17 protein-coding genes are annotated in these 19,691 nt (G+C 72.4%); 11 read left to right on the top strand and 6 right to left on the bottom strand.

All coding sequences use genetic code 11. From position 1 onward, the window contains the following. Positions 1 to 186 precede the first annotated feature (186 nt). On the top strand, positions 187 to 2,694 hold the full coding sequence (locus ACFSZT_RS21240) for an FtsK/SpoIIIE family DNA translocase (protein ID WP_377385902.1): 2,508 nt from the start codon (positions 187 to 189) through the stop codon (positions 2,692 to 2,694). Positions 2,695 to 2,705: 11 nt separating this feature from the next. Here ACFSZT_RS21240 and ACFSZT_RS21235 read toward each other — a convergent pair whose 3' ends face one another. Then, positions 2,706 to 3,203, bottom strand: coding sequence for an amino-acid N-acetyltransferase (locus ACFSZT_RS21235; RefSeq protein ID WP_377385898.1), 498 nt, complete (start codon positions 3,201 to 3,203; stop codon positions 2,706 to 2,708). Positions 3,204 to 3,266: 63 nt separating this feature from the next. Between ACFSZT_RS21235 and rimO the strand changes: the two genes are divergently transcribed. The 7 genes from rimO to ACFSZT_RS21200 all read left to right on the top strand — a co-directional run bounded on the left by rimO (position 3,267) and on the right by ACFSZT_RS21200 (position 9,896). After that, positions 3,267 to 4,700, top strand: coding sequence for a 30S ribosomal protein S12 methylthiotransferase RimO (gene rimO, locus ACFSZT_RS21230; protein WP_377385895.1), 1,434 nt, complete (start codon positions 3,267 to 3,269; stop codon positions 4,698 to 4,700). 65 nt (positions 4,701 to 4,765) lie between these two features. Next, complete coding sequence (gene pgsA / locus ACFSZT_RS21225) at positions 4,766 to 5,314, top strand: CDP-diacylglycerol--glycerol-3-phosphate 3-phosphatidyltransferase (protein WP_377386854.1); 549 nt, start codon at positions 4,766 to 4,768, stop codon at positions 5,312 to 5,314. Then, positions 5,311 to 5,787: a CinA family protein gene (locus tag ACFSZT_RS21220; RefSeq protein ID WP_377385893.1), complete on the top strand. Its 477-nt coding sequence runs from the start codon at positions 5,311 to 5,313 to the stop codon at positions 5,785 to 5,787. Before pgsA ends, ACFSZT_RS21220 begins: the two co-directional genes overlap by 4 nt. A gap of 94 nt (positions 5,788 to 5,881) precedes the next feature. Continuing rightward, positions 5,882 to 6,328 carry a helix-turn-helix domain-containing protein gene (locus ACFSZT_RS21215; protein ID WP_377385890.1) on the top strand — a complete coding sequence of 149 codons (447 nt, stop codon included), beginning with the start codon at positions 5,882 to 5,884 and terminating at the stop codon, positions 6,326 to 6,328. A gap of 192 nt (positions 6,329 to 6,520) precedes the next feature. Continuing rightward, positions 6,521 to 7,381 (top strand): PspA/IM30 family protein, encoded by an 861-nt coding sequence (locus ACFSZT_RS21210; RefSeq protein ID WP_377385887.1) that lies wholly within the window; start codon positions 6,521 to 6,523, stop codon positions 7,379 to 7,381. A 19-nt stretch (positions 7,382 to 7,400) separates the two neighbouring features. After that, positions 7,401 to 8,354 (top strand): phage shock envelope stress response protein PspM, encoded by a 954-nt coding sequence (gene pspM, locus ACFSZT_RS21205; protein ID WP_377385884.1) that lies wholly within the window; start codon positions 7,401 to 7,403, stop codon positions 8,352 to 8,354. A 198-nt stretch (positions 8,355 to 8,552) separates the two neighbouring features. After that, on the top strand, positions 8,553 to 9,896 hold the full coding sequence (locus tag ACFSZT_RS21200) for an allophanate hydrolase-related protein (protein ID WP_377385882.1): 1,344 nt from the start codon (positions 8,553 to 8,555) through the stop codon (positions 9,894 to 9,896). Here ACFSZT_RS21200 and ACFSZT_RS21195 read toward each other — a convergent pair. The 3 genes from ACFSZT_RS21195 to ACFSZT_RS21185 all read right to left on the bottom strand — a co-directional run bounded on the left by ACFSZT_RS21195 (position 9,847) and on the right by ACFSZT_RS21185 (position 12,962). Beyond that, the gene (locus tag ACFSZT_RS21195) at positions 9,847 to 10,911 is read right to left on the bottom strand and encodes a quinone-dependent dihydroorotate dehydrogenase (protein WP_377385879.1); all 1,065 of its coding nucleotides are present in this window, start codon (positions 10,909 to 10,911) and stop codon (positions 9,847 to 9,849) included. The two genes, ACFSZT_RS21200 and ACFSZT_RS21195, sit on opposite strands and share 50 nt — an antisense overlap. Positions 10,912 to 11,214: 303 nt before the next feature. Further along, entirely contained in the window at positions 11,215 to 12,042 is an 828-nt protein-coding gene (locus ACFSZT_RS21190) for a DNA-formamidopyrimidine glycosylase family protein (protein ID WP_377385876.1), read from the bottom strand. A 2-nt stretch (positions 12,043 to 12,044) separates the two neighbouring features. After that, complete coding sequence (locus ACFSZT_RS21185) at positions 12,045 to 12,962, bottom strand: ParA family protein (protein WP_377385873.1); 918 nt, start codon at positions 12,960 to 12,962, stop codon at positions 12,045 to 12,047. Between the two features lie 82 nt (positions 12,963 to 13,044). Here ACFSZT_RS21185 and ACFSZT_RS21180 point away from each other — a divergent pair, with 82 nt between their 5' ends. From ACFSZT_RS21180 to ACFSZT_RS21170, 3 genes are all read left to right on the top strand, one after another. Next, positions 13,045 to 13,806 (top strand): methyltransferase domain-containing protein, encoded by a 762-nt coding sequence (locus ACFSZT_RS21180; RefSeq protein ID WP_377385870.1) that lies wholly within the window; start codon positions 13,045 to 13,047, stop codon positions 13,804 to 13,806. A 53-nt stretch (positions 13,807 to 13,859) separates the two neighbouring features. Then, positions 13,860 to 15,101 carry a DNA polymerase IV gene (locus ACFSZT_RS21175; protein WP_377385867.1) on the top strand — a complete coding sequence of 414 codons (1,242 nt, stop codon included), beginning with the start codon at positions 13,860 to 13,862 and terminating at the stop codon, positions 15,099 to 15,101. 209 nt (positions 15,102 to 15,310) lie between these two features. Beyond that, the gene (locus ACFSZT_RS21170) at positions 15,311 to 15,709 is read left to right on the top strand and encodes a DUF3040 domain-containing protein (protein ID WP_377385864.1); all 399 of its coding nucleotides are present in this window, start codon (positions 15,311 to 15,313) and stop codon (positions 15,707 to 15,709) included. A gap of 190 nt (positions 15,710 to 15,899) precedes the next feature. Here the strand turns inward: ACFSZT_RS21170 and ACFSZT_RS21165 are convergent, their stop codons facing one another. Together ACFSZT_RS21165 and ACFSZT_RS21160 are read right to left on the bottom strand one after the other, a co-directional pair. Next, entirely contained in the window at positions 15,900 to 18,398 is a 2,499-nt protein-coding gene (locus ACFSZT_RS21165; protein WP_377385862.1) for a transglutaminase TgpA family protein, read from the bottom strand. Continuing rightward, on the bottom strand, positions 18,395 to 19,666 hold the full coding sequence (locus ACFSZT_RS21160) for a DUF58 domain-containing protein (RefSeq protein ID WP_377386851.1): 1,272 nt from the start codon (positions 19,664 to 19,666) through the stop codon (positions 18,395 to 18,397). Before ACFSZT_RS21160 ends, ACFSZT_RS21165 begins: the two co-directional genes overlap by 4 nt. Positions 19,667 to 19,691: the final 25 nt, after the last annotated feature.

Below are 19,691 nucleotides of genomic sequence, written 5' to 3'. Positions count from 1 at the left end.
GATCGCGGGTGTCCGTTCCCGCGACGCCGGGCGCGTCGTCACGTCCTTCTCGGGGTCCAGCGCCACCATGCCCGGAAGGATGTCACGCGTGCCGGTGACACCACGCGGGGGCTGGCGTGAGAAATGTTGCTCCCGTGCCGAGAGTGGCAGCCGGGACGAACGTGGTCAGGCGGTTACCGTAGAGGTATGGCAAGCGGGTCGGTGACGAAGGGACGGGGCACGACGCGCGGCGGTGGCAAGTCCGGCAAGGCCGGCAGCACCCGGACTCCGGCGAAGGGGTCCGGCCGCACGCGCACGGCCTCGTCGGCACGCACGCCCGCGCGCAAGCAGCCGGCGAGGCCCCCGAAACGCACCCGCCGGTCCGGCGGCGGCGCTGCGGCGGCGACCGTCCGCGGCGGCTGGAACCTCGTTGCCAAGGGCGTCGGCGGCCTCGCCCGCGCGGTCGGCCGCACGCGCGATCTGGAGCCGGAACATCGGCGGGACGGCCTTGCGCTCGGGCTGATCGCGCTCGGTCTCGTCACCGCCGTCGGCGTGCTGTGGAAGGGCGCGGGCCCGATCGGCGAATGGGTGACCATCGGCGTGCGCAGCTTCCTCGGCGCCGGTTCGGTGGCGCTGCCACTGGTACTCGTGGTGACCGCGGTCGGACTGATGCGGTCGGAACCCTCACCGGAGACCCGGCCACGCCGCGGACTCGGCGCGACCCTCATGGCGCTGTCGGTCCTCGGCCTGCTGCACGTGTTCAACGGGCGCCCGCAGACCCACGACGACCAGATGTACGCGGGCGGGTGGCTCGGCTGGTTCTCCGGCGACCTGCTGTCGCGGGGCGTCACCGTCTGGGTGGCCGTGCCGCTGCTGCTGCTTTGCCTCGCCTTCGGCATCCTCGTCTTCACCGGCACCCCCGTGCGCGACATCCCGCGCCGGCTGAGCGAGTGGGGCGTCGAACCCGAGGACGGCGAGTCCGACGACCGCGCCGGCGCGTCGGACCCGGTCGCCGACGCCGACCCCGCGTCCGTGCGCCTGCGCAAACCGTCCCGGCGCAGGCAGGCCAGCGCCGCCACGCTCGACGACATGCTCGAGCCCGAACCGGAACCCGAGCCCGCGCGCAAGCCCGAGCCGAAGTCGCAGTCGAAACCGAAGGCCGCGGAGCGCCCGGCACGCACCCCCGAACCGGCGCTGTCCGTGACCCGGACCGTCGAGGGCGACTACCAGCTCCCGTCGCCGGATCTGCTCACGCTCGGGGATCCGCCGAAGGCCCGCAGCAAGGCCAACGACGCCATGATCGAGGCGATCACCGGCGTGCTCGAGCAGTTCAACGTGGATGCCCAGGTCACCGGGTTCACGCGCGGGCCGACGGTCACCCGCTACGAGGTCGAGCTGGGCCCCGGCGTGAAGGTCGAGAAGATCACGGCGCTGACCAAGAACATCGCCTACGCCGTCGCCACGGACAACGTGCGCCTGCTGGCCCCCATCCCCGGCAAGTCGGCCGTGGGCATCGAGGTCCCCAACTCCGACCGGGAGATGGTGCGGCTCGGCGACGTGCTCCGCTCCTCGACGGCGGCCAAGGACACCCATCCGATGGTGATCGGCCTCGGCAAGGACATCGAAGGCCACTTCGTCACCGCGAACCTGACGAAGATGCCCCACCTGCTCGTGGCGGGCTCCACCGGCTCCGGTAAGTCGAGCTTCGTCAACTCGATGCTCGTGTCGCTGCTGGCCAGGGCGACCCCGGACGAGTGCCGCATGATCCTGATCGACCCGAAGATGGTCGAGCTGACGCCCTACGAGGGCATCCCGCACCTCATCACGCCCATCATCACGCAGCCGAAGAAAGCCGCGGCCGCACTGGCCTGGCTGGTCGAGGAGATGGAGCAGCGCTACCAGGACATGCAGGCCAACCGGGTGCGGCACATCGACGACTTCAACCGCAAGGTGCGCAACGGCGAGATCACCGCCCCGCCCGGCAGCGAGCGCGAGTACCGGCCGTACCCCTACATCATGGCCATCGTCGACGAGCTCGCCGACCTCATGATGACCGCGCCCCGCGACGTCGAGGACGCGATCGTGCGCATCACGCAGAAGGCGCGCGCGGCGGGCATCCACCTGGTACTCGCCACCCAGCGCCCCTCCGTGGACGTGGTGACGGGCCTGATCAAGACCAACGTGCCGTCGCGGCTGGCGTTCGCGACGTCGTCGCTCACCGACTCGCGCGTCATCCTCGACCAGCCCGGCGCGGAGAAGCTCATCGGTATGGGCGACGGGTTGTACCTGCCGATGGGCGCGGGCAAGCCGATCCGCATCCAGGGCTCCTTCGTCAGCGACGAGGAGATCGCGGCCATCGTCAACTTCACGAAGGAGCAGGCCGAGCCCGACTACACCGAGGGCGTCACCGCGGCCAAGGCGGGTGAGAAGAAGGAGATCGACCCGGACATCGGCGACGATCTGGACGTGCTGCTCCAGGCCGCCGAGCTGGTGGTGACCTCGCAGTTCGGCTCCACGTCGATGCTGCAGCGCAAGCTGCGGGTCGGCTTCGCCAAGGCGGGCAGGCTCATGGACCTGCTGGAGACCAGGGGAGTGGTCGGCCCATCCGAGGGGTCGAAGGCGCGGGACGTGCTGGTCAAGCCCGACGACCTGCCCGGCGTGCTCGCTATGATCCGCGGCGACGAGCCTCCGCAAGCCGAGGACGAGGCGGAGTGAGGCGCTGGAGGCTAGAGCTCCAGCAGCATCCGGGTGTTGCCCAGCGTGTTCGGCTTGACGAACGGCAGGTCGAGGAACTCGGCGACGCCGGCGTCGGGGGAGCGGCGCATCTCGTCGTAGACGTCGCGCGGCACGGGGGTTCCGTCGATCTCGCGGAAACCGTGCCTGCCGAAGAACTCCGTCTCGAACGTGAGCACGAAGATCCGGCGCAACCCCAGCTCACGCGCAAGGCGGATCAGCCGGGCGACCAGCGCGTGCCCGATGCCGTGCCCGCGCCTGGCGCGGTCGACCGCGACCGTGCGGATCTCGGCGAGGTCCTCCCACAGCACGTGCAGTGCGCCGCAGCCCACGACCTCACCATCGAGTTCGGCGACCCAGAACTCCTGCACGTCCTCGTAGAGCGTCACCAGGTTCTTCTCGAGCAGCACCTTGCCGGCGTCGGAGTCGACCAGTCGTTTGATGGTGCGCACGTCCGCGATCCGAGCGCGGCGGATGATCGGTGACTCCACCCGGGAAACGCTAGCGGGCGGCCTGCACGGCGGTGTCCACGGCCTGGTCGTTACCCTTGTCGGGTGTCTGCCGCTGATTCCTCACAGGGCCGCCGGGTCTCGTTGCTGACCCTCGGCTGCGCACGCAACGAGGTCGATTCCGAGGAGCTCGCGGGGCGCCTCGCGGCGGGCGGCTGGGAGCTCGAGAGCGACCCGGAGGCCAGCGACGTCGTCGTGGTCAACACCTGTGGCTTCGTCGAGTCGGCCAAGAAGGACTCGGTGGACACGCTGCTCGCCGCCGCCGACACCGGCGCCAAGGTCGTCGCGGTCGGCTGCATGGCCGAGCGGTACGGCCGCGAGCTCGCCGAGAACCTGCCGGAGGCCGACGCGGTGCTCGGCTTCGACCACTACCCCCAGCTCGCCGAGCGGCTCGCCGACGTCGTCGCGGGCAGGCGCATCGAGTCGCACACGCCGTCCGACCGCCGCACGCTGCTGCCGATCAGTCCGGTCGAGCGGCCCTCGGCGGCCGAGCAGGTGGCCGTGCCCGGGCACGCGGGCTGGGGGCCGCGGGTGCTGCGCTCGCGGCTGGACGACTCGCCGGTCGCCTCGCTCAAGATCGCCTCCGGCTGCGACCGGCGCTGCTCGTTCTGTGCGATCCCGTCGTTCCGCGGCTCGTTCGTCTCGCGCCACCCCGACGAGATCGTCGCGGAGGCCGCCTGGCTCGCCTCGCAGGGCGCCCGCGAGCTGTTCCTGGTGAGCGAGAACTCCACGTCCTACGGCAAGGACCTCGGGCGCGATCTCGGGGGTACCCGGGCGCTGGAGCTGCTGCTGCCGCGGCTGGCCGGCGTCGACGGCATCGAGCGTGTGCGCGTGTCCTACCTGCAGCCCGCGGAGACCCGGCCGGACCTGGTGCGCGCCATCGCCACCACACCCGGGGTCGCCGACTACTTCGATCTGTCGTTCCAGCACTCGAGTGAGACCGTGCTGCGCCGGATGCGTCGCTTCGGCTCCACCGAGTCCTTCCTCGCGCTGATCGACCAGATCCGGTCCTACGCGCCCGAGGCGGGCATCCGCACCAACGTGATCGTCGGTTTCCCCGGCGAGACGGAGGCCGACGTCGCGGAGCTGGAGCGGTTCCTCACCGAGGCCCGCCTCGACGCCGTGGGCGTGTTCGGCTACTCCGACGAGGACGGCACGGAGGCGGAGGGCTTCGACGGCAAGCTCGACACCGGCACCGTGGCGGAACGGGTCGGCCGCATCTCCGCGCTGGTCGAGGAGCTCACCGCCCAGCGCGCCGAGGAGCGGATCGGGCAGACGGTGGAGGTGCTCGTGGAGTCGGTCGGCGACGAGGTCACCGGCCGCGCGGCGCACCAGGCGCCCGAGGTGGACGGCGAGTGCGTGGTGCTGGACGCGGGCAGCTGCAAGGTCGGCGAGCTCATCCGGTGCGAGGTCGTGGACAGCGCCGGCGTGGACCTCGTCGTCCGTCCGCTGGAACCGGTCGGGGACCCCGCCCCGTGAGTGCCGGAGCGGGTGGAGCAGACCACGACGCCGAGGTGCCGGCGCGGGCCATCGCCTCGGTGCCGATGCTCAACGCCGCCAACCTGCTCACCATCTCCCGGCTCGTGCTGGTGCCGCTGTTCGTGCTCGCGCTGTTCCAGGCGGGCGGCACCGAGCCGCTGTGGCGTTATGTCGCCACGGCCGTGTTCGCCGTCGCGGCGCTCACCGACCGCGTCGACGGCTGGGTGGCCCGCAAGTACGACCTGATCACCGACTTCGGCAAGATCGCCGATCCGATCGCGGACAAGGCACTGATCGGTGCCGCGCTTGTCGGCCTGAGCGTGCTGGGCCTGCTGCCCTGGTGGGTGACGATCGTGATCGCCGTCCGGGAGCTCGGGGTGACGCTGCTGCGGTTCTGGGTGATCCGGCACGGGGTCATTCCGGCCAGCCGTGGCGGCAAGGCGAAGACGCTGGCGCAGGTGGTGGCCATCGGGCTTTACCTGCTGCCGCTGCCCGACGCCGCGGAGCCGGTGCGGTGGGTGTGCCTGGGCGTCGCGCTGGTGCTCACGGTCGTGACCGGGCTGGACTACGTCGTGCGGGCCGTGCGGCTGCGCGCCGCCGGGCGGGCGGCGTGAGCGCGGCGACCCCGCTGGCGCGGCGGCTGGTCGGCGAGCTGATGCGGCACGGCCACACCGTCGCCACCGCCGAGTCGCTGACCGCAGGCCTGGTCTGTGCCGCCCTCACCGACGTCCCCGGTGCCAGCGCGGTCGTGCGCGGCGGTCTGATCGTCTACGCCACCGACCTCAAGCGGTCTCTCGCGGGCGTGGACCCGGCACTCCTCGCCGCGCACGGCGCCGTCCACCCCGACGTCGCGGCCCAGCTCGCCGAGGGTGCCCGGACACGCTGTGGCGCCGATTGGGGTCTCGGGCTCACCGGCGTCGCGGGCCCGGACCCGCAGGACGGTGTGCCCCCCGGAACGGTGTACGTCGGCGTGGCGGGCGCGGTCGTCCGCGGTACCCGTACGCTGCAGGTATCGGGTGACCGCGACGTCGTGCGGCAAGCCGCCGTGCGGGGTGCGCTCGAGCTGCTGGCGGAACAACTCGGGTGATCTCCGCGTTCGCCCTGGGCGGACGTGACCGGGAACCGCTGCGTTCTGTCGGCCGGGCTCGGTAACGTGGTGAGTAGCTGAAGGGAGGCGCGTGATGACCGTGCTGTTGCGTGAGGCGATCGGTGATCGGCTCCGTCATGCCCGCACCACCAAGCGTCGGACGCTGCGCGACATCTCGCGCGCCGCCAGGGTCAGCCTGGGTTACCTCTCCGAGGTCGAACGCGGCCAGAAGGAAGCCTCGAGCGAGCTGCTGGCGTCGATCTGCGAGGCGCTGGACCTCCCGCTGGCCGAGCTGCTGCACAAGGTCGCCAACGACGTCTCGGCCCTGGACACGATGGAGCGGGCGGCCGTCGACGAGCCCGCCGAACCCGTTTCGGGCGAGCCTGCGGACGGTCGTGCCGCCAGTGCGTCCGCGAGCGGGTTCGAGGGCGGCAGGCTCGTGCCCGACACCGCGGGCACGGACCTGAGCGACCTCCGGATCTCGCCGACCTTGCGGACCACCATCCGCCCGCCGAAGTCCAAGGCGGTTCTCGCCGCCTGAGTCGCCGGCCGCGCCGGTACCCGACCGCAGCTCAGGGCCATCCCTGAATTCCCCCGGGGTCGCCTGGAACGACCGCCGCCGACCTGACACGATGGAACCCAACACCGGGGGTCGCACGTTGCCAGGACAGCGGCGAGTGGTGACGGAACCGGATCAACAAGCCCGTGGGACGTGAGAAGGCAGGCGGAGGAGATGGCCAACCCTTTCGTGAAGTTCTGGAAGTACCTCATGGCGGCGTTCTCGTCGAAGGTGGACGAGTACGCCGACCCGAAGGTGCAGATCCAGCAGGCCATCGAGGAGGCGCAGCGCAACCACCAGGCGCTGTCCCAGCAGGCGGCCTCCGTGATCGGTAACCAGCGGCAGCTCGAGATGAAGCTGAACCGCCAGCTCGGCGAGGTCGAGAAGCTGCAGGCATCCACCCGCCAGGCGCTGGTGCTGGCCGACGAGGCGCGCTCGAAGGGCGACGAGGCGAAGGCGCAGGAGTTCGAGACCGCGGCCGAGGGCTTCGCCGCCCAGCTCGTCACCGCGGAGCAGAGCATCGAGGACCTCAAGACGCTGCACGACCAGGCCCTGCAGGCCGCCGCCCAGGCGAAGCAGGCCGTCGAGCGCAACGCCAGCATGCTGCAGCAGAAGCTGGCCGAGCGCACCAAGCTGCTCTCGCAGCTGGAGCAGGCCAAGATGCAGGAGCAGGTGTCGGCGTCGCTGACCCAGATGACCGAGCTCGCCGCGCCGGGCAACACGCCGTCGCTGGACGAGGTCCGCGACAAGATCGAGAAGCGCTACACCACGGCCCTCGGTTCCGCCGAGCTCGCACAGAACTCGGTGCAGGGCCGCATGCTCGAGGTGCAACACTCCACGACCCAGCTCGCCGGGCACAACCGCCTGGAGCAGATCCGTGCGTCCATGAAGGGCGAGTCGGTGGCCCAGGTGACCGACGGCTCGGCGGCGTCCTCGGCGGGCACCGCCGCCGCGAAGCCGGCGTCCTCGGGCAGCGACGTCCAGAAGGAAATCCAGGCTCGCGTCGAGGCCGAGCGGCAGAAGAACGAAGCCTGAGCGGGCCGGAGACGGAATCATGGCGGGTACGTCGGGCAGGCGCGACTTCAGCGAGTTCACCGCGAAGCTGGAAAAGCACATCGAGCGCCTGCCCGACTATGCGCAGCGGGCTCAGGAGAAGCTGCAGAAGTACGTTCCGCCGTCGACGGACCAGGGCGCGCGGGAGCGGCCGGAGAGCACCGGTGACGGCACTGGCCGGGTCCCGCGCCCGCCGGTGCGCAGGCCGACCGTCGACCTGACCGTCGTCAACGACGTCAAGGACAAGCTCGCCCGCTGGAACGACCCCGCCGTCAAGCTCGAACGCCGCAAGCGCTGGACGGCCCGCGCGCTCACGCTGTGGACCATCCTGACGCTGCTCAGCGTGCTGTGGGCGCTTGGCGGGTACTTCGGGATCACCGGCGGTACCGAGGGATTCATCGGCGCCTTCGGAGGCATCACCTCGGCGGTGATCTTCGGCGTGCTCGGCGTGCAGTCGGGCGTCCGGCTGTACCGGCTCAACCGCACCGAGATTCCGGCGACGCCGAAGCCGACGAAGCTCCCGGCCTCCGGCTCCGCGGCCCGCAAGCCCATGGAGCGCCTGGCCGAGAGCGAGGCCACGCTGGCCGAGCTGCTCGACCAGCTCGCCGCGCCCCAGCACGGAGCGCCGTCCTCGGTACCCACGGTGTCGGTCGAGGACGCCCGCGCCACCGCCACCGAGGCAGCCGGCGCACTGCGCGCCCTCGCCGCCCGGCTCCAGTCGATCGAACGAGCCAGGGCCGCCGCACCGGCCGGCGAACGGGCCGCACTCGACGAGGCCGTCACCACGCTGCGTGGCCAGCTCGACGACGGCGTCGAAGGCTACGGCGCGCTCGTGGCCGCGGCGGGCAAGGCGGTCGCCGCGAGCACCAACGGCGCCCAGCCCGCGAAGGAAGCGCTCACCGACGCCACCGATCGGCTCGCCGGGCTCGCGCTCGCCTTGCGGGAACTGTCCTGACGGGCCCGATTCCCCCACCGACGACCGCTCTCGTCCGGCGCACCACCCGTAACGGCGGGAAATTTCGGGGTAACGCGACCGACACCGTGGCGGAAACCCGCGGTTCCTAGCCTCGCAAGGAAAGGCTCGAGCGGATACACCGATTCACCGACGAGGCAACGGGTATCCGGCGGCTGTCAGTGGCGAAAGGACAGCGGCGTGAATCCATTTCCGATCGAGGAAGACCCCGTTTCCGTTCCGCCGGTCAGCGCGTATCAGCGCGCCATCGCCGCGTTCGAGAGCATCGCGCGTGCCGACCGGCCCCAGTCGTGGCTCACCGTCCGTTCCCGCGAGGACGTCCTCGTCGACGCCAAGGCCGTCGATGAGCGTGTCCGCGCGGGAGAGCGGTTGCCCCTCGCCGGAACACTCGTGGCGATCCAGGAGCACCCCGTGGCGGCGCAGCGACTGGTCCAGTCCGGTGCGGTCATCCTCGGCATCGCGGACGCCGCAGGCCTCGCCGCGTCGCCGGTCCTCGACGTCGTCGACGCGGCGACATGCTGGTCCCTGCCCGCGGAGTGCCGCGGCGTCGTGGCGGTGCGGCCGACCCGCGGGCTGGTGCCGGGACCGGGCGAGGTCACCGTCCTGGCGCGCAACATCGACATCGGCCAGCACGCCGCCGCCGCCCTGACCGGCCGGGACGACACCGACCCGGCGAGCCGCGCGTGGCCTGCGTCGGTCCGGTTCAGCGCCGGCGAGCACCCGCGCATCGCCGTCCCGCGGCAGCGCGAGCGTGCCGGCCTGCCGCAGCCGGCGCAGGCCGGCTTCTCGGCCACCGTCGACACGCTGCGCGCCACCGGGGCCGTCGTGGAGGAGATCAGCCTCACCGCCGGGGTGCGGCGCTGGCGCGGGCAGCCCGCCACCACGCTGGACGGGTTCGACGCGCTCGTCCTGCCTTTGGAAGGCACCACACCGGCGCTCGCCGACCTCGTCGGCACACTCGACGTGGCCGCGGTGGCATTCTCCGACCGGGACGCGGCCGACGCCGCCGTCGTGACGCGCGCCTTCGACGACCAGATCGCCATCGACGTCGTCGGCCAGCTCAGCGGCATCCAGGCCGACACGCCTTATCCGGACACCGGCGTCGAGCTGGCAGTCTTCGGCGCCTACCTGCGCGGCCAGCCGCTCAACGACCGGCTCGCCGAGGTCGGCGCACGTTTCACCGGGTTCGTCGAGACGGCGCCGTACTACCGGATGGTGGCGCTGCCGGGGTCGCCGCCGCAGCCCGGCATCCTGCGCGCGGCCGAAGGAGGAGGGCCGCTGCTGGCGGAACGGTGGGTGGTGTCGGAGGCCGGGCTCGGCCACTTCCTCGCCGGGCTGCCCGCGCCCATGACGCTTGGCAGCATCGACCTCGCCGGTGGCGCGACCGCCACCGGTCTCCTGTGTGACCCCGTCGCGGCGGCCGAGGGCACCGACATCACAGCCTACGGCTGCTGGCGGGCCTACCTGCGCTACCTCAGTACGCGGCGGGCCGACGTGCCTGGTCCGCGGCCAGCGTCCGGTTGATCCGCCGCACCAGTCCGGGGCCGTGCAGGGCGAAGCCGGTGTAGAGCTGGATCAGGCTCGCGCCCGCGTCCAGCATCGCCTCGGCGTCCCGCGGGCTCGTGATGCCGCCGACCCCGATCACCGGCAGCCGGTCGCCGGTCTGCGCGCGCACGAACCGGACGACCTCGCGCGCCCGCGCGGCGAGCGGCCGGCCCGACAGGCCGCCCGGCTGGCCGGCGATCCCGGTGCCGGAGGGCGCGACGCCGTCCCGGCTCAGCGTGGTGTTGGTGGCGATGATCCCGGCCACGTCGTGGTCGGTGCACACCTGCAGCAGTTCGCCGAGCGCCTCGTCGGTGAGGTCGGGAGCGACCTTCACCAGCAGCGGGATCGGCGCGGCGGGGGAGAGCTCCCGGGTGGTCGCCCGGAGCGCGGCGAGCAGGTCGGTGAGCGACGCCCGATCCTGCAGGGTGCGCAGGCCTGGCGTGTTCGGGGAGCTGACGTTGACGGCGACGTAGTCGGCGTAGGGGTGCAGGGCGCGCAACGAGGCCTGATAGTCGGCGACGGCGTTCTCGATGGGCGTGACCTTGGACTTGCCGATGCTGATGCCCAGCGGCACCGATGGCTTGCCGGTGCGTGCGAGCCGCGTGGCGAGCGCCTCGGCCCCGGCGTTGTTGAACCCCATGCGGTTGATCACCGCGTCGCTGTCGGCCAGGGTGAACAGCCGCGGCTTCGGGTTGCCTGGCTGTGCGTGCCGGGTGACGGTGCCCACCTCGACGAACCCGAACCCGAGCGCGGGCCAGGCTGCCAAGGCGCGGCCGTCCTTGTCCATGCCGGCGGCCAGACCGACGCGGTTGGGGAAGCGGATCCCGAACACGGTGACCGGCGCGTCGACGGCGTAGATACGGCGTAGCGCGGCGAGCGCGGGCGGTGCGGAGCTCAGCCTGGCCAGGGCCCGCACGGTGCGTTCGTGGACGGTCTCGGGATCCTGCCCGCCCAGCCGGTAGAGCGTGGGGCGGACGATCTTGTCGAAAAGCACGGCTCCCTATGCTGCCTTACGCGGGGAGCAGGAGAAGGGGAAGCCCCCGACGCGACTCCCGACCGTCGTCAGCCGGTCGGGCCCGGGTCGGACCGGTACCCGGGAGCGTCAGGGGGCCGGTGACTGCCTGGTATTCGCCTGGCAGCACACGTACTCAGGTGGTCCGTGCGCCGTCCGTCAGCGGACAGCCACCTCACGAGTCCTGTAGCTGTTCAACGTAGGACCACCTCCTTTCTCGTGTACCGCCACGCTAGGTCCGCGATCGCCTGTCCGGCAACAGAATTTCGCCGCCACCGAACGTGGTCAGCGCCACCGTGAAGAGGTCGGGCGGTCGCCGGGCGCCGGGCCACGCTGGCAGCGCGGGCAGTACCACGTCGGCCTGCCCTCCGTTCCCGTGCCCTGCGTGGCGACCCGGACGCGCCCGCCGCACCGGAAACAGCCCTGCCGCGTCCGCTCGTACACCCAGGTGCGCCGGCCGCGCGTGAGGTCGCCGGTCGTGCTCTGTTCCCACCGCCATGCGTTGGCGGACAACAGTGTCCGTGCCAGCTCCACCGCGCGGGCGGCGTCGGTGTCGCGCACCGGCGTCCACGGCGTGACCCCCAGCAGGAAACAGATCTCCACCTTGTAGAGGTTGCCGACACCGGCCAGGACACGCTGATCCAGCAGCGCCAAGCCGAGCTCGCGGTCCGGATCCGCGGCGAGCGCCCGGGCCGCGCGGCCGGCGTGCTCGTCTGTCCACTCCGGATCGAGCAGGTCCGGGCCGAGATGACCGACGAGCCGGTGCTCCTCGCCGGTGCGCACGAGGGCGAGATCGTGGACCCGGAACCCCACGACCTCCGCCTCGGCGCTTGCCAGGACCGCCCGGGCGTGGTGCGCAGGCATGTTCCAGCGCGCACCCGGCCGGAACACCCGCCACGCCCCGTCCATCTTCAGGTGGCTGTGCAGACTCAGCGCGCCGGAGAACCGGAAGAACAGGTGCTTGCCGACCGTGCGCACGCCCAGCACGTCCCGGCCGGCGAGGTCGACGGTCGCCAACGCCGGGTGACGGAAGTCGGTGCGGGTCAGGGTGTGGCCGGCGAGGGCCTTGTCCACGGTCCTGCCGGTGAGGAAGACGGTGTCGCCTTCGGGCACGCTCAGCCGGTCTCGCGGTCGCCGAGTCGCTGCGGCACGGGAAACTGCGAGGTCGTCTCGGCCGCCGCGGGCGGATGCGGCACGGCGCGACCGGCGGTCTCGGGCTCCTCGGCATGGTCGAGGCGGTGCCTGCCCGCCCGGGACGAGCGCAGGATCTTCGCGAGCACCATGTTGAACGTGAGCGCGATCTCCTGCGCGCCGGGCGACTTCCACTCGTGGATCGGCATGCACGCGCCCTGCGCCTGCTGGATCGCGAGCCGGTCCGGGATCGCGGTGGGCATGACCAGCCTGCCGAAGGACTCCCGCAGTTCCTGGATCCGGTACTGGTGCTCGTAGGAACGGGTCCGCATGCGGTTGACGAGCACGCCCGCTGGGCGCAGCCGGGGGTTCTGCTGGGCGCGAATGGTGTCGATGGCCTCCAGTGCCCGTTCGGCGCCCGAGACCGCGTACATCGTCGGCTCGGTCACCAGCAACGCGCTGTCGGCGGCGAGGAGCGCCGAGCGCGTCAGCCTGCCGAGCGAGGGCGGGCAGTCGAGGATCGCCAGCTCGTACGGGCGCTCACCGCGCGGCGAGGCGCGCAGCACGTCGAGCGCACGGGCCAGGTTGTCCATGCGTCGCGTGTCCGGACCCGGCTCGTTGAGCAGCTCCAGGTCCTCGGAGCTCACCAGGACATCGAGATCGTCGCTCCAGCCGCTGGGCGCGAGCGCCTCCTGGATGACGGCCAGGCGCGGCGTCTCGAGCACGTCGGTCAGGGTCGCGTCGGTCATCGGCGGGTCGAGCGTCGCGGTGGCGTTGCCCTGGGGGTCCAGGTCCGCCACGAGCGCACGCGCGCCCCGGCGCAGCGCCGCGGAGGCGAGGCCCAGAGCGACCGTCGTTTTGCCCACGCCTCCCTTGAGGCTGAGTACGGCGACCGTGTGCACAACTGCGAGCGTAGCCGTATCCGGAACGCAGTCGTGCCCGGTCGAGGTGAGTGCTGCGAGCGGCCCAACTACGCTGCCGTCCATGCGAACGGAGACTTCGGCCGGTCACGGGTCGGCGGCGGTGCGAAAGGTGCTGGAGGCCGAACTGCGCGAGGCGCGGGCCCGCGGCGTCGAGCGGCCGAGGGTCGTCGACGTCGGCGGAGGCAGTGGCGTGTGGGCGGTGCCCTTCGCGTCGGACGGCTGCCTCGTCACCGTCGTCGAACCGAATCCGAACGCGCTCGCCACGCTGCGGCGCCGCGCGGAGGAGGAAGGCGTCTCCGACCGGATCACCGTCGTGGCCGACGACTCCGACGCGCTCGGCGAGCACGTGCCGGACGGCTCGGCCGACCTCGTGCTCGCCCACGGGCTGCTCGAGGTCGTCGACGACCCCGCCGCGGCGGTGCGCGCGCTCTCGGCGGTGCTCGCGCCCGGGGGCGGCCTGTCGGTGCTGGCGGCCAACCGGCATGCCGCCGTGCTGCACCGCGCGCTCGCGGGGCGGCTCGGCGAGGCGCTCAAACTGCTCACCGAGCCCGACGGCGTGCTCACCGACGATGCCGAGACGCTGCTGCGCCGATTCGACACCGCGGGCCTCGAGGCGTTGCTCGGCGGCGCAGGCCTCGAGGTCACGCTGATCCAGGGCGACGGCGTGGTCTCGGACGTGGTCCAGCATGTCGAGCCCGAACCCGCCAGTGCCGTCGTGTCGTGGGAGCACGAGGTCGCCGAGTTCGAGGCCCAGGCGGCGAGCACCCCGCCACTGCGCGACATCGCCACCAGGCTGCACGCGCTCGCGCGCCGCCCCGGCTGAGCGCGGGCGTTTCCGCCGCCGAGATCGTCGGGGGTGCCGGATAACCTGACCGCGTGGGACGAAACGCGCAGCTGCCCGCCGGGTACGAGCGGTTCCGGGCCGCCGCAGGCACAGTGCCCGACGACACGGGGTGCGGCGTGCTGCATGTCGACATGGACGCCTTCTACGCCGCCGTGGAGCTGCGCGAGCGGCCCGAGCTGGCCGACCGGCCGGTGATCGTGGCCGGTGCGGGTCCGCGCTCGGTGGTGCTGTCCGCGAACTACCCGGCCCGCCGCTACGGCGTGCGCTCGGCCATGCCCGTCGGCACCGCCCGGCGGCTGTGCCCGCAGGCGGTGTGGATCCCGCCGAACCGTGAGGCCTACCGCGAGGTCTCCCAAGGCGTCATGGCGATCTTCCGCGACCTGACGCCGCTGGTCGAACCGCTGAGCCTGGACGAGGCGTTCCTCGACGTCAGCGGTGCGCTCCGGCGCCTGGGCAGCACCCCGGCCGGAATCGGCGCCCACATCCGGGAACGTGTCGCAGGCGAGCACGGCATCACGTGCTCCGTCGGCGTGGCCGGGGCCAAGTTCGTCGCGAAGCTCGCCTCGGGCATGGCCAAGCCGGACGGCATGGTCGTGGTACCCGTCGCCGAGACCCTGGACTTCCTGCATCCCCTGCCCGTGTCGGCGCTGTGGGGAGTCGGCCGCAAGACCGAGGAGAACCTGCGCAGGCACGGTCTGGACACCATCGCCGACGTCGCCAGGGCGCCGCTCGACCGGCTGCGCCGCAGTCTCGGCACGGCACTCGGCGAGCACCTGCACGCGCTCGCCCACGGCCGCGACGACCGTGCGGTCGTACCCGACGCCGAGGAGAAGTCCCTCGGCGCGGAACACACCTTCGACGTCGACCAGTACGACCGGGCGGTACTCGACCGGCAGCTGTTGCGCCTGTCCGAACGGGTCGCCGCGACCCTGCGGGCACGCGGGCTGCGAGGACGGACCGTGTCGATCAAGGTCCGGTTCGCCGACTTCCGCACGATCACCCGAGCTCGGACCCTGCTCGCCCCCACCGACGTGGCCCGGGAGGTACACGCCACCGCCGCCGCCCTGTTCGACGAGGCCGTTTCCGGTGGCGCCGTCCGGCTGCTGGGGGTCCGGGTCGAAGGCCTCGCCGACGGGGAGGCCGGCGAGCAGCTCAGCTTCGACGCGCCCGCTCCACGGTGGCGTGATGCCGAGCGTGCCGCCGACGTCGCGCGGTCCAGGTTCGGCGCCGCCGCGGTGCGTCCCGCATCGCTGCTGTCACCCGATGAGGGGTGAGTTTCGTCGCGTTCGACCGGGTGAGGAGTCCGGGTCGGCGTTTTCCCAGGAAATCTCTGCGTGGTTCAGGTGAGATCGGGTAGTCGTCGAAGCGTCGTGCTCGTATCCTGGTGACAGACGCCCCGACCGGGGGGTCGTTGGGTCCACGACGAAGCGCGGTCCGGCGCCCGCCAAGGGGTCGGAGACAACGCTGTGCCGGAGGAGGAAAGATGCCACTCTCCGAGCATGAGCAGCGGCTGCTCGAACAGATCGAGCGCGAGCTCTATGCCGAGGACCCCAAGTTCGCATCCACGGTACGTGGCGCCAAGATGCGCCGCCCGACGCGCCGCAGGCGCATCCAGGGCATTGCGCTGTTCGTGGTGGGCGTAGGCCTGCTGGTGCTGGGCGTCGTGGTGCCATTCCGGGTCGCCGAGATTCCGCTGATCAGCGTGCTCGGCTTCCTGGTGATGTTCTTTGGGGTTCTGCTCGCTGTCACTGCCATGCGAACCCGTGGGGGATCGGACGATCAGTCCGGTGGCTCCGGCACGCCCGGCGCCAAGCAGACCCGGCGCAGCTCCTTCACCCAGCGCATGGAAGAGCGCTTCCGGCAGCGTTTCGACGACCGCTGACGTCGCTTCGACGCCGACTCGAGCAGGGTGCTCCGGTGCCCTGCTCGAGTCATATGCGCACACCCTGACCCACGCCATCTCTCGCACGGTCCCTCGCGGTGCTCGCGGCCAGCGAGGCACACCGGCTCGCGTCCGCCGCCCGTTGGTGCACACACCGGTACCGCCGCGCGTCCCGCCTCCGGCGGGCTGATCAGCGGCCGGAGCGGCGCCGGAACAGCGACCGCGGCAACAGCCGGCCGCGCCAGGACAGCGGTGCGCTGCGATGCAGACTGTCCCGAAGACCGTGGAACGCCCGTGCGAGCTCCTGCTGGTCCCGTGCGCCCGAGTCCGAACTGGGCGGGCTGTACCACGACCGCTCCACCACGCCGACCACGGTGCGCAGATCGTTTTTGCCCTGCTCGTCCAGGCGGTGCCGCTGGGCGACCTTCTGTGCCGCCAGCCGCACGGTGTCGCTGCGGGGGATCTCGATGCCGCGGTCGGCGGCTTCGTCGAGCAGCTCCTGCCACGCGGCGTCGGCGGCGGACGCCCGTCCCTGTGTGATGTCCTGCAGCCTGCGCATGCGCACCACCTCGCGGATCGCCGCGGGCGCCATCACCCCGCCGACGACGATCAGCACGAACAGCGCGACCGCCCAGTGCAGCTGCCAGGCCACGAACACCAGGGACAACACCCACAGGCCGAGCGCCGCGCCCACCAGCCAGGCGGGGACGGTGGTGCCGCTGCCGGGCCTGCCCGTCGCGATCCGCCTGCCCAGCAGCACGACCGCGGCCGTCGCGAGCAGCGCCACCAGCGCGGCCCCCAGCGCGCCCCAGCCGGACCACGACGGCGCCGCGTAGAACGGGCGCCGATTCTGTGCGGTGTCCGACGGCGACTGCGCGCCGGGGAGCGGGCTCGACGGGGCGTTCACGCTGGACGACGCGGTCGGCACTTCCTCGCCCGGCGACTCGCCGGGATTCCCGCTGTCCTGCGGCGCCCGCAGGTACTCGGGCACGTATCCCCGGCCGTCGGACAGCGGCGTCGGGTCGAAGCCGACCCAGCCCTCGTCGCCGAAGTAGACCTCCACCCAGGCGTGTGCGTCCTGGGACGTGATGACGCGGGTGTCGCCGCTCGGGTAGCCGGTGGTGAAGCCGACCGCGACCCGGGCGGGGATGCCGATCGAGCGCAGCATCACGGCCATCGCCGAGGCGTACTGCTCGCAGAATCCGCGCTTGCCGTTCAGCACGAAGTCGGCGAGCGCGTCGGGATCACTCGCCGGGGCGGTCTGGGTGTCATAGATGAACCCGTTGCCGGGGCTGGTGAAGTGACTCCAGATAGCCTGTGCCTTGTCGAAGGTGGTCGGGGCGTCGGCCGTCAGCTCCTCCGCGAGGTCACGCACCCGTGGGTCGACGGCCTCCACCTCGGTGTAGACCGGCGGCACGTCGTCGGCAGCGGGCTCGCTCGCGCGCAGTTCCTGGCGTGACGGCTCCTCCAGCGACGCGACCTCGACGTAGGGCCCCGGGCGCTGCCTGCGCTCGCGGAACACCGTGCCGCTCGTGCGGTCGTAGTACCAGCCGTCGGAGATCGAGTGCAGGCTGCGGGGCGCGCCGAACACCGGCAGCCACAGATCCACCCAGTTGACCGGTTCGATGCGGATGGGCCTGCTCTCGCCGGTGCCGTCGTCGCCGGGCGCGGCGGGCAGCGGGCCGTCGGCGGGCACGCCGGCGGGCATCGGGCCCTCCGGCAGTCCCCATCCCTCGTTCGGCCGGTAGGTGTCGAGCGTGAAGGCGCGCAGCAGTCGCCGGTCCTGCCCGAGCCCGTGCACCCGGAACAGTTCCACCGACGTGCCCTCGTCGAGCATCCCGCGCAGCGAGGTGAACGGGTTGATGCCGAGCCCGCCCGGCACGTCGTCGCTGCCGGAACTGGAGCCGGGCAGGCTGCCCTCGGTGCCGATGCCGGTGACCGCGGTGCCCGCCACGAGACCGGCCGCGAGCGCCGCCGCCACCACGGCGACCGGCGCCGACACCGAGCCGGGGGAGGCGCCGAGACCGGGGGTGCCGCGGTTGCGCCAGCTGCGATGCCGGTGGCTGCCGTCGACGGCGAGCAGGCCGGCGAACGCGGCCGCGCCGAGCGCGAACGTCCACCAGGGCAGGAGCTCACCGGCGAGCGCCGAGGGCACGGCGTAGACGCACAGCAGGATCAGCCCGGTCGCCGCGGGCGCGGCGGCCGTCACGGCGAGGATGTCGACCACCACGGCGACGAGCCCGATGGCGATCGTGACCAGGCAGACGATCGGCGTGGTGCCCTCGACCGGAGGCAGCCCGGTGCGGATCTCCTCGAACGCGGCGACCAGCACGTCGTTGAGTTCGGTGAGCGCCGCCGGACCGGGGACGATCACGAGGAAGCCGCTGCGCGTGAACGCGCCGACCACCAGGAACAGCAGTACCAGCAGCTGCGCGGCGCCGACCGCGAAGGGGTGCGCGCGCAGTGCCCGCAGCGCCATGCCGGTGCAGGTGACCAGCACGGTCGCGACGACGACGTAGCCGAGCCAGCCCCAGCCCTGGATGACGCCGGTGAGGGCTGTCGCGGCGGCGATCGTGGCGATCGCGGCCGCGACCGGCGACACGACGGCGTTCGCGGTCATCGCCGGCCGTGGCGGTGGCGCGGGAGCAGGTGGGGGAGCCTGCGGCCGTGGCGGCGTGGTGGTGGTCATGACACACCGCCGAGCAGCGACGTGCCCGGAGCCACGGTGCGGCACAGCTCGGACCACACCTGGGTCATCGGCGATCGGGGGCCCGCGACGACGACGCCCCAGCCCGCCGCGCGCAGCAGTGTCGCCGCCTCGTCGGTGGACGTGCTCCGCGGGCCGGGGGAGACGCTGCCGCTCCAGGCCGGGGTGTCGAGCAGCACGGCGAAACTGCGGGTGCCGCGCGGCCGGCGCCGGGTGAGCTCGGTGACCGCGTCCTTGCCGACGGTGCCCAGCACGGCGATCAGTTCCTGTCCCTGTGCCGGGTCGAAACCGGTGGTGAGCTCGCGTTCGTGGGTGGGTTGCAGGGCGGCCAGCGCGTCGAGGACGACGTTGTCGTACTGCGGCCCGCCACCACCGGGCGTGTCGGCGAGGACGCGGCCGTGCTCGCTCACCAGCCGCACCCGGTTGCCGGCGTGCCCGAGATGCAGGCACACGCTGGCGGCGAACTCGACCGCCCACTCCAGGCTCGCGGTCGCTCCGCTGCCGTGGTGGGCGGCGGCCCGGTGGTCGAGCAGCACCGTGGTGCCGCCTCGCCACGCGCGTTCCTCGACCCGCACCATGATCTCGTCCCGCCGGGCCGTCGAGCGCCAGTGGACCTTCCGCATGTCGTCGCCGGTCCGGTACTGGCGCACGCTGACGTCGGTCTCGCCCTGTCCCGCGTGCAGCCGGATGCTGCCGTCGTCGCCCGAGCCGATGCCCGCGCCGATCGGCAGGCCCCACAGCCGCACCACCCGGGGCACCACGACGAGCCGCGAGAACGACGTCAGGTCCCGTTCGAACTCGCAGAGGCCGAACGGGTCGGTGATCGTCGCCCGGAGCGGGCCGATGCGCTGGATGCCGCGCAGCGCGGGCTGGATCGGATACCGCAGGGCCACCGACCGGTGCTGGGGCAGCCGCTCCACGACGAACCGTGGCCGCGAGCCGAGCACGTACGGCACACCGTCCTCGAGCAGCACGTCGCCCGCGGGGAGCCGGCCGTCGCGCCACAGGTCCAGCCGCACCTCCCCGTGCCCGCCCGCGGGCACGCGCTCAGGCAGCAGCGTGCGCGACGCGCCGATCCGCACCTTCGACGCCGAGGCCAGCAGCGCCACGAACAACGGCAGCGTGATGACGAACACCGCGATCCGCAGCAGATCGCGTTCGTCGAGGACGGCGGCGCACACGGCCGCAGCCACCCCGGCGGCGAGCAGGCAGCGGCCCCGGGTGGTCAGCCCCGACAGCGAGCGCCACAGGCCGGCCCGGGTGCGGTCCCGCACC

It is taken from the genome of Prauserella oleivorans (genome assembly GCF_042685745.1).
Taxonomy (GTDB): domain Bacteria; phylum Actinomycetota; class Actinomycetes; order Mycobacteriales; family Pseudonocardiaceae; genus Prauserella_A; species Prauserella_A oleivorans.
This window is presented reverse-complemented; position numbering and strand designations above follow the sequence as displayed.

Excerpts from the sequence above, each read along its gene's own strand:
- pspM (WP_377385884.1), top strand. The coding sequence starts at position 7,401 with ATGGCGGGTACGTCGGGCAGGCGCGACTTCAGCGAGTTCACCGCGAAG.
- pgsA (WP_377386854.1), top strand. The coding sequence starts at position 4,766 with ATGCTCAACGCCGCCAACCTGCTCACCATCTCCCGGCTCGTGCTGGTG.
- ACFSZT_RS21165 (WP_377385862.1), bottom strand. The coding sequence starts at position 18,398 with ATGACCACCACCACGCCGCCACGGCCGCAGGCTCCCCCACCTGCTCCC.
- ACFSZT_RS21180 (WP_377385870.1), top strand. The coding sequence starts at position 13,045 with ATGCGAACGGAGACTTCGGCCGGTCACGGGTCGGCGGCGGTGCGAAAG.
- ACFSZT_RS21240 (WP_377385902.1), top strand. The coding sequence starts at position 187 with ATGGCAAGCGGGTCGGTGACGAAGGGACGGGGCACGACGCGCGGCGGT.
- ACFSZT_RS21210 (WP_377385887.1), top strand. The coding sequence starts at position 6,521 with ATGGCCAACCCTTTCGTGAAGTTCTGGAAGTACCTCATGGCGGCGTTC.
- ACFSZT_RS21215 (WP_377385890.1), top strand. The coding sequence starts at position 5,882 with ATGACCGTGCTGTTGCGTGAGGCGATCGGTGATCGGCTCCGTCATGCC.
- ACFSZT_RS21170 (WP_377385864.1), top strand. The coding sequence starts at position 15,311 with ATGCCACTCTCCGAGCATGAGCAGCGGCTGCTCGAACAGATCGAGCGC.